General features: G+C 58.3%; 15 protein-coding genes. 5 read left to right on the top strand and 10 right to left on the bottom strand.

The annotated features are described in order from the left end of the window. Positions 1-327 precede the first annotated feature (327 nt). The 6 genes from EHN06_RS00460 to EHN06_RS00435 all read right to left on the bottom strand — a co-directional run bounded on the left by EHN06_RS00460 (position 328) and on the right by EHN06_RS00435 (position 5,710). Positions 328-1,521: a YbfB/YjiJ family MFS transporter gene (locus EHN06_RS00460; RefSeq protein WP_127329172.1), complete on the bottom strand. Its 1,194-nt coding sequence runs from the start codon at positions 1,519-1,521 to the stop codon at positions 328-330. 73 nt (positions 1,522-1,594) lie between these two features. Beyond that, the gene (locus tag EHN06_RS00455; protein WP_127329170.1) at positions 1,595-2,257 is read right to left on the bottom strand and encodes an SCO family protein; all 663 of its coding nucleotides are present in this window, start codon (positions 2,255-2,257) and stop codon (positions 1,595-1,597) included. Positions 2,258-2,278: 21 nt separating this feature from the next. Beyond that, the gene (cyoE, locus tag EHN06_RS00450) at positions 2,279-3,208 is read right to left on the bottom strand and encodes a heme o synthase (protein WP_127329168.1); all 930 of its coding nucleotides are present in this window, start codon (positions 3,206-3,208) and stop codon (positions 2,279-2,281) included. Then, positions 3,205-4,260 carry a COX15/CtaA family protein gene (locus EHN06_RS00445; RefSeq protein WP_127334288.1) on the bottom strand — a complete coding sequence of 352 codons (1,056 nt, stop codon included), beginning with the start codon at positions 4,258-4,260 and terminating at the stop codon, positions 3,205-3,207. The genes cyoE and EHN06_RS00445 overlap by 4 nt, the downstream gene beginning before the upstream one ends. 81 nt (positions 4,261-4,341) lie before the next feature. Further along, a complete protein-coding gene (locus EHN06_RS00440) occupies positions 4,342-4,989 on the bottom strand; it encodes a hypothetical protein (RefSeq protein ID WP_228257368.1) in 648 nt (215 codons plus the stop codon). Then, on the bottom strand, positions 4,970-5,710 hold the full coding sequence (locus EHN06_RS00435) for an SURF1 family protein (RefSeq protein WP_127329166.1): 741 nt from the start codon (positions 5,708-5,710) through the stop codon (positions 4,970-4,972). The genes EHN06_RS00440 and EHN06_RS00435 overlap by 20 nt, the downstream gene beginning before the upstream one ends. 50 nt (positions 5,711-5,760) lie before the next feature. Here EHN06_RS00435 and EHN06_RS00430 point away from each other — a divergent pair, with 50 nt between their 5' ends. After that, positions 5,761-5,964, top strand: a complete 204-nt coding sequence (locus tag EHN06_RS00430) for a twin transmembrane helix small protein (protein WP_127329164.1) — start codon at positions 5,761-5,763, stop codon at positions 5,962-5,964. A 7-nt stretch (positions 5,965-5,971) separates the two neighbouring features. Here the strand turns inward: EHN06_RS00430 and EHN06_RS00425 are convergent, their stop codons facing one another. The 3 genes from EHN06_RS00425 to coxB form a co-directional block, all read right to left on the bottom strand. After that, positions 5,972-6,859, bottom strand: coding sequence for a cytochrome c oxidase subunit 3 (locus EHN06_RS00425; protein ID WP_127329162.1), 888 nt, complete (start codon positions 6,857-6,859; stop codon positions 5,972-5,974). Positions 6,860-6,930: 71 nt separating this feature from the next. Then, complete coding sequence (gene ctaD / locus EHN06_RS00420) at positions 6,931-8,517, bottom strand: cytochrome c oxidase subunit I (RefSeq protein WP_127329160.1); 1,587 nt, start codon at positions 8,515-8,517, stop codon at positions 6,931-6,933. Between the two features lie 53 nt (positions 8,518-8,570). Next, positions 8,571-9,695 (bottom strand): cytochrome c oxidase subunit II, encoded by a 1,125-nt coding sequence (gene coxB / locus EHN06_RS00415; RefSeq protein ID WP_127329158.1) that lies wholly within the window; start codon positions 9,693-9,695, stop codon positions 8,571-8,573. A 260-nt stretch (positions 9,696-9,955) separates the two neighbouring features. Between coxB and EHN06_RS00410 the strand changes: the two genes are divergently transcribed. From EHN06_RS00410 to EHN06_RS00400, 3 genes are all read left to right on the top strand, one after another. Continuing rightward, positions 9,956-11,227 carry an MATE family efflux transporter gene (locus EHN06_RS00410; protein ID WP_127334286.1) on the top strand — a complete coding sequence of 424 codons (1,272 nt, stop codon included), beginning with the start codon at positions 9,956-9,958 and terminating at the stop codon, positions 11,225-11,227. Between the two features lie 195 nt (positions 11,228-11,422). Next, entirely contained in the window at positions 11,423-12,070 is a 648-nt protein-coding gene (locus tag EHN06_RS00405; protein WP_127329156.1) for a hypothetical protein, read from the top strand. A 62-nt stretch (positions 12,071-12,132) separates the two neighbouring features. Next, positions 12,133-12,519, top strand: a complete 387-nt coding sequence (locus EHN06_RS00400; protein WP_127329154.1) for a DoxX family protein — start codon at positions 12,133-12,135, stop codon at positions 12,517-12,519. Here the strand turns inward: EHN06_RS00400 and EHN06_RS00395 are convergent. Next, complete coding sequence (locus tag EHN06_RS00395) at positions 12,464-14,284, bottom strand: diguanylate cyclase (RefSeq protein WP_228257367.1); 1,821 nt, start codon at positions 14,282-14,284, stop codon at positions 12,464-12,466. The genes EHN06_RS00400 and EHN06_RS00395 overlap by 56 nt on opposite strands. Before the next feature lie 158 nt (positions 14,285-14,442). On the opposite strand from EHN06_RS00395, the gene EHN06_RS00390 reads away from it, so the two are divergent. Then, complete coding sequence (locus EHN06_RS00390; protein ID WP_127329152.1) at positions 14,443-14,673, top strand: DUF1653 domain-containing protein; 231 nt, start codon at positions 14,443-14,445, stop codon at positions 14,671-14,673. The last annotated feature ends 91 nt before the right edge of the window (positions 14,674-14,764 follow it).

Here is a 14,764-nt window from a genome sequence, read left to right as displayed (position 1 = left end):
CCGTTATTCCAGTTGTCGTTTCAACATACCATGGTTGGGCCTGGGTTTGACCGAAAGGTTTTTTGGACCTCGGTTGTCGGATTTACCGGTGAACGGCACAATGAGCGAAGCGTAATCCGACAACGGTATCTACCAGCAAGCAAAGTGCCCCGAACAATCTTTTTGCTTTGTCTTTAACCAGCGATATCGTTTTGGTCAGCTAGAGCGGGGTGGAGGGGGTATTTTTCCGCCGGAACATGGGTGTCTGAGCGCAGCGAGTTCCATTTCCAAGGAAAAATACCCCCTCCACCCCGCTCAATCCCCCACAACCAACAGTCCTGAAAAAACCTACTCCGACCGAGGCACAAAAAACACAAAAACCAGCCCAAACGCCAGAGCCGCCACGCCAATACCAAACGCACTGACCAGGGTGCCACCGCCATCCAGCCACTGCTTGGTCAGCCAGGGGCCGACCATCTGGGTGAAGCCATAGAGTGCCACCATGGCCGCGGAAAGTCGGGGACCCTGGTGGGGATGGAGGGCGCGGCCGATGCGCTGGGTCAGCAGTACGGTGCCAAGGAAGGTGCCGCCGACCAGGGCGGCGCATAGGATCAGGCCGATCTCGCTGGGCAGGACGACAGCCGCCAGAACACCGACCAGTTGGATCAGGAAGTTGAGTTTCAGCGCTGACAGGTCGCCCAAGGTGGCGCCCAGTCTGTTCCAGATCCAGGGCCCGGGGATAGTGGCCAGCGCGACGATCAGCCAGGTGCCATTCAGCAACCAGTGGCCGGCGGACAACTCAACTTTGGCCAGTAACGGAAGGAAGGTCATTGGCAGGATGTAGCCAAGACCGGCACCGGCGTAGGATAGAAACAATGGAATGCTGGCACGGTCAAACAAAGGGCTGGTGGCGACTGCGTGAGCGTTATTGTGTTCCTGCTGGCGAATCGGTACGTCCAGCTTCATCAGACGTGCCGCGCCCCACCAGGCAAGGGGGATGGATATCAGAGCGGCGGGCCACCAGCGCTCGGCGCCCTCGAGCCAGTCGGCACTCCCGGTGACCAGGCCACTGGACAGCAACAGGCCCAGACCGACCCCGATGTAGACCAGTCCGCTCATGGATGCGCGATTGCGCAACACCAGCCATTCCAGGATCAGCGCCGGTGCCTGCACGAAGACAATGCCGTTGGCCACGCCGTTCAGCCAGCGGGCACCGGAGATAACCGTCAGCTGGTCGGTCTGGGTCACCACCAGGGTTGTGGCAACATGAATTGCCAGCGACACCGGAAGCAGGGTGCGGATCTGGTCAATGCGATGCCAGCGGATCGCCACCATGGCGCCCATCAAGTAGCCAAGGTAATTCCAGGTCGCGACAGCAGCGCCTTCTCCGGCGCCAAACTGACCATCGGCCACCAGGTAGGGTAACAAGGGTGTATAGATGAACCGGCCCAGGCCATGGACGACAAGAAGAACCACCGCGCCGGCAGCGAGGACCGCGAATAACTCCTGACGCGAAGTGCAGCTCTGGCGAGATACAGGCATGGCAGAAACCCCTGAAAAAAGGCGGGCAGTTTAAGCCACAAATGTCACGATGTCAGGAGGGACTGTGGCGGTGTCAGTTGGCCCGGGCACGGTTCGCACTGGCCCATTCGTAAATCCGTTCGAACGCTTCAGCGAGGGCTTCGGGCTTGTGGGGTGGCTGGATCACCGCGATCATCTCACCGTCGGGGTTCAGCAAGGCAAAGTGGCCGCTGTGATCAACCAGCAGTTCACCGTCGACTTCCCGGTGGACGAAAACGGCGTTGAGGCTTTTGGCAATCGCCCTCAATGTCTCCAGATCACCCGTCAGTCCATGAAAATTGTTGCCGAAAAAGTCCAGATACTGCTTCAACTGTTCCGGCGTGTCGCGCCCGGGATCTGCACTGACCAACAGGTAACCGGGCTGGGGCAGGTCATCCGGCAACAAGTTATCAGTGCGCCTCAGGTTCGCCATGGCGGCCGGGCAGATGTCGGGACAGCTGGTATAGCCCACGAAGGCGAATGTCCAACGGCCTGTCAGGTCTTCACGGGTCACCGTGTCACCGTTCTCATCAAGCAACTCGAATTCCGGCAGGGGCCGGCCCTGATCGTAGACGTAGGTGTTGAGTTCGGCGAGTTCGGGGGCGGGTGCAGGCGCCCGGTCCCCGGCCAGATACAGCTGTCGCCCGACCACAAGACCGAATATCAATATCACTACCAGCAGGAGGATAATGAGGGTCAGGCGAATCGAGCGGTTCATTCAGTCTCCATAAACAGCTGGTCAAAAAAATACGAAGTGGTCCACCAGCAATACCACAAACAGGGCCATCAGATAAGTGATGGAATATTTGAAGGTAGCGAGGGCAACGCGGCGATCGTCTCCTTTCAGCAAACGCACCGAATACTGCAGGAAACGCAGTCCCAGCGCCAGAGCACCCACCAGGTAAATACCACCGGACATTCCGGTGACGAACGGCAACAGACTGACCGCCAGCAACATTAACGTGTAGAGGACGATGTGCAATTCCGTGTACTTGTTGCCATGGGTCACCGGCAACATGGGAATACCGGCCTTGGCGTATTCCTCTTTGCGGTGGATCGCCAATGCCCAGAAATGCGGTGGTGTCCAGGCGAAGATGATCAGCACCAGCAGCAGGGCATGGCCCTCCACCTGACCGGTGACGGCAGTCCAGCCCAGCAGTGGGGGCATGGCACCTGCGAGGCCGCCAATCACGATGTTCTGGGGTGTAGCCCGCTTGAGGAACAGGGTATAGACACCGGCATACCCCACCAGCGAGGCCAGGGTCAGCCACGCCGTCAGAGCGTTGACCTGCCACACCAGGATACCCATGCCGGCTGTGGCCAGCAGCGTCGCGAAGACCATGGCGTCCACCGGACTGATCTTGCCTGTCGCCACCGGGCGCTTGCGGGTGCGGGCCATCACCGTATCGATCTTCTGATCTACCACATGGTTGACCACCGCTGCGGCCCCGGCAAGCAGGGCAATGCCGAGGTTGCCGTAGACCAATACTTCCCAGCCCGGGACACCGGGGGCCGCCAGCAACATGCCAATCACCGACGTCAGGATCATCAGCGCCACTACCCGGGGCTTGGTCAGCTCCAGGAAATCCCGCCAGGAAATGGATACCTCTGCCTGTGTCTCTGCGTGATTCCCAGTGCGGGCCGGCAGTGTTTTCACATGCTCGCTCATGCCGTCACCTCTCGGTTGATTGTTGTTGTGTGTTGGCTGCTGACTGAGTGTGATTGCGGTTGTTCGTGCAGGCGCCACAGCAGGTTGATTACGGCCAGCAACAGGCCTGCGCCCATGGCGTTATGCGCCACCGCAACAGAAAGTGGAATATGGAAGGCTACATTGATAATCCCCAGGGTAATCTGGGCGGCCAGCACAATAACCACCAGTTGGACGTGCCTGGCTATATCGGTCTGACGGACTCGCCGCCACATCAGCGCGAGTAGCACAGCGAAATACCCCAGCAATATCATCGCTCCCAGTCGATGGGTAACGTGAATGGCCACGCGACCATCCGCAGTTAGCTGGCCACCCAGATAGTTTGGACCGACGTGCTGGGCAATGTCGAAACCGTGCCGGAAATCCATATCGGCTGGCCACCACTCACCCTGACAGGTGGGCAGTTCGGGACACGCAACCGCTGCATAATTAGACGCGGTCCAGGCACCCAGGGCGATCTGCAGGATCACCAGGGCCAGCCCACCGTAGAGCCATGGCCGGAACCGACTGACTTCCGGCATGGACAGGTTGCCGGACGGCGGCTTGTGCCTAGCCCGTAACCGGAGCGTCAGCAGGGTGAGCGCACTCAGCGTGGTGAAGCCCCCCAATAAGTGCAGGGCGACCACCTGGGGCCACAGTTTCAGGGTCACGGTCCACATGCCGAACGCCCCCTGAAGGACAATAAAGCCGGCAATAAACAGAGGCAGCTTCACCGGCAGACCTTCCCGGCGATGGCGAACGGCAAAGGCCGCCAGCCCGAACACCACCAGGCCCAGTGTGCCCGCGGCATAGCGGTGGATCATCTCCGGCCAGCCCTTGGCCACGTCCACCGGTGTCTCCGGAAAACGGGCATTGGCAATGGCAATACTCTCACTACTCTGGGGTACTGACAGGAAACCATAACAACCGGGCCAGTCCGGGCAACCAAGACCGGCATCCACCAGGCGGGTCCAGGCGCCCAGCATGATCACCACCACCGCCAACAGCGCGGCAAACAGTGACCAGCGCCCCATGATGCGGGCGCGGTTTAATGCGGGGAGCGGTGATCGGGTGCTCTGGGTGTGGATCAAGGGCAGCGTCCTCCGGACATCCGATTAACCAATCTGGGACAGCTTCAACAGGTGCTTGAGGTCCTTGAGCATGTCCTTGCCAGTATGCTCATTACCGTAATGCATCATCACGTTACCGAAAGGATCCACCAGCAGAATTCGTGGCTCGCGGTCCGGTTGGACGCCGGCCGGCCAGGCCGGGGCCTTGTCCCCCTGCCGCTGTAGCCGCTCCACGGCGCTGTATTCATCGGCCCAGCGTGCTTCCAGCCCGGACGGCACATCAGCGATGAAAGCGGCTCTGGACAAACGATCGGCGTTCTTGCCAAGGGCAATGTTGACCTGTCTGGCCAAGTACAACAGATTTTCGCAATCTTCGGTGCACTTGCCAGCCACCACCGTCATCATCCATTCGGCATCGGCCCTCTCGGGACCGAACCGACTGGCCAGCGGTTGGCCGTCAGCGGTTTGTAGCCGGAGTTCAGTAACCGGTAATACGGGCTGCACCAGTTCGCCGTTGTTGGTATGGCCAGCCGGATTGAGCCAACCGGTGTAGTACATAATGGTGGCAAACACCATGGGACCAAAACCAATGGCGAACAGCAGCAGAGCTGTGCGTCGGCCACGGCGAACCTGCTCGGGCGTGGGGCCTCCGGATTGCTGATCGGGTTCCCGCTTAGCCATTGTCGTTGTCATTATTGGCTCCTGTCTTTCGGTAACTCGCTACCACCGTCAATATAACCAGTGCGATGGCCAGTGAAAACCACTGTAATGCATATCCGTAGTGAGTCTGCGGCCCCATCCGGTCGGGTTCCCAGTCAGCGCGGTACGCGCCGGGCTGTTCACTGCCGGACAATCTGACCACCTTTGACGCCAGCGCCGGCTCCTGCTCCGCAGCCTGCGAGCGGGGCAGGGCCTGGACGCGCCTTGGCCAGCCGCCCTCCTGCGCTTCGCTATCAGCCAGGACCGGAGGCTCGGGAAACTCCGCCACACGCCCGCGGATTTCAAGCAGCCCCCTGGGGGCGTCGACCCCGGGGAGCCGATCACGGGTCCTCGGGGCCTGAATCCAACCGCGGTTAACAACCACTGCGGGTCCTTCATCGGGATAGAACATTGTGAGCACTTCGTATCCGGGAATCCCTTCCCGTGTCCGGTTGTCCAGCAGCCAGGTCAGGTCACTGTACCGGCCCAGCAGCGTCACCGGACGCCCGTTACTCAACCCGCGAGCCTCCTGCCGGGACCAGTCCAGACTCTCCGCCTGCTGCTCCCACTGCAGCAACTGCTGCTGTTTTTCTTCGGCTCGCTGGAGTTGCCAGATACCCAGGCCGACCAGTAACGGCAGAAACAGTCCGGCAAACAGCAGTATCCGCCAGTCAAACCGCCACTGACGACGAGTGAACGACCCCGGATCAGGCATGCTCTGCTATAGTGACCTCAGAATAAATACCATCAGATACAGGAAATCCCATGCTGAAAGTTGTCGTTGTCATACTTATGCTGGCTGTCATCTGTAGTCTTTTCAGCGGGCTGTTTTTTCTGATCAAGGACGGCGGCAAAACCAACCGGGTGGTGAACTCACTGGCGGTGCGAGTGGCGCTGAGTGTGTTGCTGCTGCTGGTGATTGTCATTTCCCTCTGGCAAGGGAGCCTGGTGCTGAACCCGACTCCCTGATGCCATCTCAGATCACATACACGAAGACAAACAGGCACAGCCAGACCACATCGACGAAGTGCCAGTACCAGGAGGCTGCTTCAAACCCGAAGTGCTGTTCGGCCGAGAAATGCCCTTTCTGAATCCGGATGAACATGATGCTCAACATCAACGTTCCCAGTATGACGTGGGCACCATGGAAACCGGTGAGCATAAAGAAGGTACTGCCATAGATGCCGGACCGGAGCGTGAGGTCCAGATCCGCGTAGGCGTGAGCGTACTCATAACCCTGAACGAACAGGAATACGAGTGCCAGGCCAATGGTGGCACCAAGCCAGATCTTGATCTTCTGTCGATGACCTTCCTTCAGGGCGTGGTGTGCCACCGTAACCGTGAATGAGGAGGTAACCAGCAGGATCGTGTTGATCAGCGGCAGGCCCCAGGGGCCAATCACTTCCTTGGGACCGGGAAAGGCCTGGGGATCCGGGTTATTGATCAACGGCCACGTCGCCTGGAAACCCTCCCACAGCATGTTACTGCTGGCCCTGTCACCTTCCCCGCCCAACCAGGGCACTGCAAATACCCGGGTGTAGAACAGGGCGCCGAAAAAGGCGGCGAAGAACATGACTTCCGAGAAGATGAACCAGCTCATCCCCCAACGGAAAGAGCGGTCCATTTGCGGACTGTACAGGCCGGACCGGCTTTCTTTGATCACACTCCCGAACCAGCCAAACAGCATGTAGGCCATGATCAGGGCACCGATAAAGAACAGGATCCAGGAGAACGTGGTCGATTCCCCCTGTTTGCCATTCACCATGATCGCGGCAACACCGTACAGGGTTACCCCAAGACCAACCGTTGCAATGATCGGCCACTTACTCTGTTCGGGCACGTAATAGGTCTGGTTTTCCGCCATGACAGTCTCCGATGGCTTATCCGTTATCGATTGTTGTTGTCCTGATCCGATAATTGCCTACAGGCTCTGCCCTACTTCACTTCCGGTGGTGTCGTGAAGGAGTGGTAAGGCGGTGGCGACGGCAGAGTCCACTCCAGGCCGTCCGCACCATCCCAGGGCTTGGCCGCAGCCTTCTCGCCCCCCTTCACACACTTCACCACGATCAGGAGAAACAGCAGCTGCGTGGCGCCAAACATGAAAGCACCGATGCTGGACACCATGTTGAAATCGGCAAACTGCAGAGCATAGTCGGGAATACGGCGCGGCATGCCCGCCAGCCCTAGGAAGTGCATGGGGAAGAACGCCAGGTTCATACCAATAAACGACAGCCAGAAGTGGGTCTTGCCCAGGGTTTCGTCGTACATGTGGCCGGTCCACTTGGGCAGCCAGAAATAGGCGGAGGCGAAGATACCAAAGATGGCACCCGGCACCAGTACATAGTGGAAGTGAGCCACCACGAAGTAGGTGTCATGGTACTGGAAGTCAGCCGGGGCAATGGCCAACATCAGGCCGGAGAAGCCACCAATGGTGAACAGGATGACGAAGGCCACGGCAAACAACATCGGGGTCTCGAAACTGAGGGCGCCGCGGAACATGGTGGCCACCCAGTTGAACACCTTCACCCCGGTGGGCACTGCAATCAGCATGGTCGCGTACATAAAGAACAACTGACCGGCGATAGGAATACCGACGGTGAACATGTGGTGAGCCCAGACCACGAACGACAGCAGTGCGATGGCGCCCACTGCGTAGACCATGGAGGCGTAACCGAACAACGGTTTGCGGGAAAAGGCCGGAATGATGTGGGAGACCGCCCCGAACGCCGGCAGGATCATGATGTACACCTCGGGGTGCCCGAAGAACCAGAACACGTGCTGGAACAGCACCGGATCACCACCGCCAGAAGCATCGAAGAAGCTGGTGCCGAAGTTGATGTCCATCAGCATCATGGTGACCACACCCGCCAACACCGGCATTACGGCGATCAGCAGGAATGCGGTGATCAGCCAGGTCCAGACAAACAGCGGCATCTTCATCAGGGTCATGCCCGGTGCCCGCAAGTTGAGGATCGTGGCAATGACGTTAATCGCGCCCATGATGGAGGAAATCCCCATGATGTGGACCGCGAAGATAAAGAAGGTCGTACTGGGCGGCCCATAGGTCGTCGACAGTGGTGCGTAGAAGGTCCAGCCGAAGTTGGGCGCGCCGCCTTCCATGAATAGAGTGGAGACCAGGATCAGGAAAGCGCAGGGCAGCAGCCAGAAGCTCCAGTTGTTCATCCGTGGCAGCGCCATGTCGGGTGCACCGATCATCAGCGGCAGCATCCAGTTGGCCAGTCCCACAAAGGCTGGCATGACCGCACCGAACACCATAATCAGGCCGTGCATGGTGGTCATCTGATTGAAGAATTCTGGCTCGACAATCTGCAAACCGGGCTGGAACAGCTCGGCGCGGATCACCATGGCCATGGTTCCACCAAGCAGGAACATGGTGAAACTGAAAATCAGGTACATGGTCCCGATGTCTTTGTGGTTGGTCGTCAGCAGCCACCGGCTGAAGCCTTTGGCAGGGCCGTGGTGATGATGATCCTGGGCGTGGGTATCTGCAACCGCACTCATGAAAAACCCCCGTTAACGCCTTGTTATTCTGGCTGGTGATGTCATTTGGCGAATCATTCCTGGTTTTTGTACTCGAACACCTGTTTCGGCGTAACCATCTCACCGGTGTTATTACCCCAGGCATTACGCTCGTAGGTAATCACCGCAGCCAGGTCCACTTCACTCAGCTGGTCGCCGAAAGCCTGCATGGCGGTACCGGCCACACCGTTAACCACGATGTCCAGGTGGGCATCCATATCTTCAAGTACAATCTGACTACCTCGCAGAGCCGGGAAGGCCGGAGGTGACCCGCTGCCGTCAGCCTGGTGGCAGGCGGCGCAGGCGCTGGCATACGCTTGCTCACCACGCTCCATCAGCTCTTCCAGGGTCCAGTCCTTTTCGGTCAACTCGCGCTCACGCTCGGCAGCAGCCCGCTGCTCAGCGACCCATTCGTTGTATTCGGCTTCGGGTACGGCCTTGACCACGACCGGCATGAAACCGTGGTCCTTACCGCACAGCTCCGTGCACTGGCCGCGGTAGATCCCCGGCTCATCAACACGGGTCCAGGTCTCGTTGATAAATCCGGGAATGGCGTCTTTCTTGACGCCAAAGGCCGGCACCCACCAGGAGTGGATGACATCGTTTGCCGTTACCAACAGGCGCACCTTCTTGCCAACCGGAATCACCAGTGGGTTATCCACGTCCAGCAGGTAATTTTCATTCTTGTCCAACCGGTTGTAGATCTCATCCTTGCTGGTCGCCAGATTGGAAAAGAAACCGAAATCCTCATCGATATAATCGTATTTCCAGCGCCACTGGTAACCTGTCACCTTGATATCCACTTCCGACTCGGCGGTGTCATACATATCCACCAGGGTTGCCGTCGCCGGAATGGCCATAACCACGAGGATGACGAATGGAATGATGGTCCAGAGAACTTCCACCACCGTGTTCTCGTGGAAATTGGCCGGTCTGTGGCCCTGGGACTTGCGGTGAGCGAAGATGGACCAGAACATCACCCCGAAAACCACGATGCCGATGACAACGCATATCCAGAGGATGGTCATGTGAAGGTTGAAAATTTCGTTACTGGTGCCGGTTACCCCGGGAGCCATGTTCAATGTCCAGTCCGCCATGGACCAGGCGGGGAACAATAGGCCGCCCAACAGGGCACCTGCCCGCTTAGCGTGCACGCGCATACTGTGTCTCCACAGAGTGTTATTCTTGTCGGATTTTGCGTTCAATCCCTCTGTTCTGACGGAGCTCGCACACACCAGTCAGGCCAGAGTGGAAGTCTGCTTATGGATAACTCAGGGTTGAGTATAGACACAGATCAAGAAAACGCTAAACACCGACTAAACCTAAACGTTATAAAACCAGGAATTTAATAATCAAATCACATAAAAGACTCCCGTTGGCCAAGACGGATCAACGGCTTTGGGCCCTGGCCTGGCCGCTGATGCTCACCAATCTCACCGTCCCCCTGCTGGGGCTGGTGGATACCGCCGTGCTTGGTCACCTGGAGAGCCCGCAGTACCTGGGGGCGGTTGCGGTCGGTGCCAACCTGTTCAGTATCCTTTACTGGACATTCGGCTTCATGCGCATGGGCACCACCGGCCTTTCGGCCCAGGCCTGGGGCCGGCGTGATGAATTCGCCCAGATCGCCCTGCTGTTGCGCTCCATCATACTGGCGACTGGCATCGGCGTGCTGCTGATCGCCTTCCACAAGCCTCTGATCAGTATTGGCCTGACCCTGATGAACCCTAGTGAGCGGGTGGCGGAACTGGCCGCGGATTACGCCGCCATACGAATCTGGAGTGCGCCTGCCGTACTGTGCCAATACACGCTGGTGGGCTGGTTGATAGGCACCCAGTTTCCGCGGGCGCCGATGATTATGCTGATCGTGGCAAACAGCCTGAATATCGTGCTGGATGTGCTGTTCGTGACAGTTCTCGGCTGGAATAGTCAGGGCGTCGCCGCCGCCACGGTCATCGCCGAGTACTCCGCCGCAGCGATTGGTTTTCGCCTGGTACTGCTACGAATGCCCCCCGGGCAATCCTTCAATCGTGCCCTGCTGGGACACCTGGCGGACTACCTGCGCATTCTGCAGGTTAACCGGTACATCATGGTGCGAACCGTCGCACTGCTGCTGGTCCTGGCCTTCTTCACCGCACAGGGTGCCCGCCAGGGAGATACCATCCTGGCCGCCAATGCGGTCCTACTGACATTCCTGCTGGTCATTTCCAACGGCCTGGATGGCTTCGCCAACGCCGCCGAGGCCCTGATCGGGGAGGCGGTGGGTAAAGGCAGCCGACGCCGATTCCGGGTGGTTTTCCGCGCCGCTTTGCGCTGGTCCCTGTGGGGGTCCTTGCTGTTCACTGCGGCGTTTGTCCTGGGCGGACGTTTCCTGGTCAGCCTGTTGACCGGCATCGAAGAGGTGCGTACAACCGCCTGGCAGTATTTGCCCTGGCTATGGATGCTGCCATTCGCCGCCGTCTGGGGTTACCTGCTGGATGGTGTGTTTATCGGTGCCACACGAACCCGGGACATGCAGAACACCATGCTGTTCTCCGCGCTGTTCATCTTCCTGCCGGTGTGGTGGCTGACCACGGGCTGGGGAAACCACGGCCTCTGGTTTTCACTGATCAGCCTGATGCTGGCCCGTGCCGTAAGTATGGGCTGGCTGTTTCTCTCCCACACACGCCATGGCCGCTGGTTCGACTCCCGGTAACAGGAAACCAGGCAAATATTACATGGCCCGATTTTCATGGTGCGCCGGAAGCAGGCAAGTAAATCTGGACTACAATTGTCGTAAACGGCAGGCTTGCCGCGGTTGCCAACCCAGCTCACCTGCCTCTCACGACCTTTGCGAATAACGGGAGGCGCCTTGCGACCTCAATTCGTTCAGACACCGGCATCTCCTGACATGACACCACAGGTAGTCCTAGACATTATTGATCAGGCACGACGGCAGGAAGCCCACTCCGGCACTTTTCTCCGGCAACTGGGAGAAAAGGCATCGTCGCTGCCTGCCACAATCACCATCGACGGTTACCAGCCGGCTACCTGCCTGTTCCAGTTCGCCGTGGAGTACATTGAGATGGCTCCCCGACTGATCGAGTGCGTGGAAGCCTGCGCCCGTGAAGCCGGAAAGTCTGACCTGTTCGCCCCATTCATTGATGCAGCAATTCGGTACTTTACCCAACCATCGGTACTGCTGGTGCGTTACGATGGCCTCGATGGCCTGCTGATCCGGGCTTATCTCTGTCATCGGCTGATGGAGGAAATGTATGAGAACAACCGTTCCATCCGCGCCAGCGACCTGGTGGACATCGAAGCAACGCAAGCCAACCTGCTGGCCCACCAATTGATTGGCGAACCCTTCGCCAACGAGCTCGACGAAGCCATTACCCTGACGGTCTTACAGATCGCAGGCACACCGGATTACTACGAACTCAACCTCGACCCCTTCGTCGAGCACGCACAAAATGCCGCCTGGGACTGGATGCGGCAATACTGGGAAAACCTCCTGGTCAGGAATCACATCCGTTTCTCTCTGGGCAACGGCCTCTGATTGCGGGTAATCTAGCACCTTCCTGAACACCACCACCCCTTGTTTACCTGACGGAGGTTCCCTTGTTGGACAACGCAGACCTAGGAAAATTGATTATCCGCCTGACCCTGGGCGGGCTCATGCTGTTTCATGGCATTGCCAAGCTGATCCACGGCACCGGTTTCATCGAAGGCCAGCTGGCCAGCCTTGGCATTCCGGCGATCTTCGCTTACGGCGTGTTTATCGGCGAGCTGCTGGCGCCGCTGATGGTAATCCTCGGCTACCAGACCCGCATCGGAGCCTTGTTGATTGCCTTCAACATGCTGGTCGCCATTGCGCTCGTCCACGGCCATGAACTGCTGGCCCTGGGTAGCAGCGGTGGCTGGGCACTGGAACTGCAGGGATTCTTCCTGTTTACCGCGATTGCCCTGGTTTTTCTGGGTCCGGGGCGCTACAAACTGAAGAACTGAGCCACTCAACCACCCGGTTACGACCGGTTTCCTTGGCCTGATAGAGCGCCTCATCCGCCCGCCGGATGAGCGCCTCTGGTCCGGTGTTGTTGTCTGGTGTCATGGTGGCTACGCCGATACTGACGGTCAGCTTGACCGGGCCGGCGCCATCGCCGGGATAAACCGGGTTCTCGGCAATGATTTTTCGCAGCCGCTCGGCCACATTCCGGGCACCCTGCCCGGAGGTGGCCGGCAACAACACACTGAATTCTTCACCGCCATAACGGGCGAGCAAATCGCCGGAACGCTGAATTTCATTCGCACACAGGCTGGCTACGCCGACCAGGCAGTCATCTCCAACCAGGTGCCCTAACTGATCATTAACCTGTTTGAAGTGGTCAATATCCAGCATCAGCAAAGACAGCGGGTGTCTCTGTCGACTGGCCCTTTTCCACTCCTCCGCGAGCCTTTCATCGAAACGCCGGCGATTGGCCACCTGAGTCAGACCATCGGTGAGCGAGATGGCCTTAAGCTGCTCATTGGCCCGTTCCAGTTCCTCGGTTCGCTCCTGCACACGGGTCTCCAGCATTTGAGTCGCCTGGCGTTGAACTGTCAGGGCATACTCCTGGGCCTCCTGGCGCCGCTGCCGCTCCAGATTGATGCGATAGGCCAGGGCAAACGAAAGCAGGATAACCTCCAGTGCTACACCGAATTGCGGGGCAAAGTCGGTCACAAAGGTGCTGGGCAGATAGCCCAGTTTACTGACCGCCAGAACCAGGTGTCCCAATAACAAAGGGGTCCAGGCCAGCACATAGAAACCGGCAAGTATCTGACCCTGACGCCACACCCAAAGACCCACGAGCCAGGCCAGGGGCGTCACAATGACCCCAAACGCGCTAACAATAATCGTACTGGTCTGGTAGGAGCCGAACAGCCCGAAGAGAAACGTAAATACGGCCAGTGCAATCACCCCCTGAAACAGGCGAAAAGCGAGTGGACTGACGCGTCGCAGCGACAGAAAACTCATGGTGAACAAGGACGCAAAGGCAATATTGAGAGAAATAATGGGCGCCGTGACATACCGATTGAGGATCGGCATATCCGGCCACAGCCACTGAAACAGCAGGCCATTAAAATTGAGCCAAACCATCGCGGCCGCCAACACTGTCAGCACGTACCAGAGGTAAGTGGGGTGGCGAACAATCAGGAACACAAAAAAGTTGTACAGGGCCATCGCCACCATAATGCCCAGAAACACAGCCTGCCACCCATAAGACAATTGCTCCTCGGCCAGGAACTGCTCTGAGGGCACAACCCTGATGGGAATCTGGACCGAACCCTGCGTTTTCACACGCACATACGCAGTAACCGCTTCGGTGTCTGACGGCACCGGAAACACGAAATGACGATGCAGAACCGGGCGGCTGTTAAAAACCAGTCGATCCCCCGTCCGGTGCGTCTGCACAACGTCACCCCGCCGTAGCCAGAATACCAACACCTCATCCAGCAGCGGATAGCCGACCTCCAGAAGCCGGTTCTCCAGCTCGGGTGGGACACTCACCTTCAGCCAGAAAGTGCCATCACTGAAGCCCAGGTTTAAAACATTGGCGGGATCAAATGATTGCCAGCGATGCTCTGGCAGTGCCTTTACCTCGTCGATCGACAGGGCAGTACCGACGTCTTCCAGCCAGGCGAACTTCGCGGTTTCAGCTTTCAGGCAAGCGGGCCCCCAAAGCACCATCATAAGGAGGAGCCATGGGCAGAAGCGATAGGCTGGCTGATTCATAAACGGATATCCGGTGCCCGGTGTCAGTGATTCTGAGTTGCGGCCAGAGCAACACGACCCTTATGCATCCTTGCCAGATTGGTGATAAGTTTAGACGCTTACCGGCGGATGTTCGCCTGCCTGTAACATAAACCTCACACAACGCCCGGAGACCACGCATGACCGAAAGGAAAACGGAGATTACGCCAGGGCGCTACCGCCACTACAAGGGCAAGGATTATCAGGTCATCGATATCGCCCGCCACAGTGAAACCGAGGAAAAAATGGTGGTTTACCGATGCCTGTATGGCGACCACAGCCTCTGGGTAAGGCCACTGTCCATGTTCCAGGAAACCGTCGAGGTTGCCGGCGAACAGGTACCCCGTTTTTCCAGGATCAGTGACGACTGAAATCCGCCCGGTTTTTGACTGGAGCGATGATTTCCTGCACATTAGCGCGCTTTTTACGACGCCGACCCTCACAAGGGGTCGGATAAACCGT

Origin of the sequence: Marinobacter sp. NP-4(2019), assembly GCF_003994855.1 — a bacterium.
Classification (GTDB): Bacteria; Pseudomonadota; Gammaproteobacteria; order Pseudomonadales; family Oleiphilaceae; genus Marinobacter.
The sequence above is the reverse complement of the archived record's forward strand: the minus strand, read 5'-3'. Positions and strand labels throughout refer to the sequence as shown.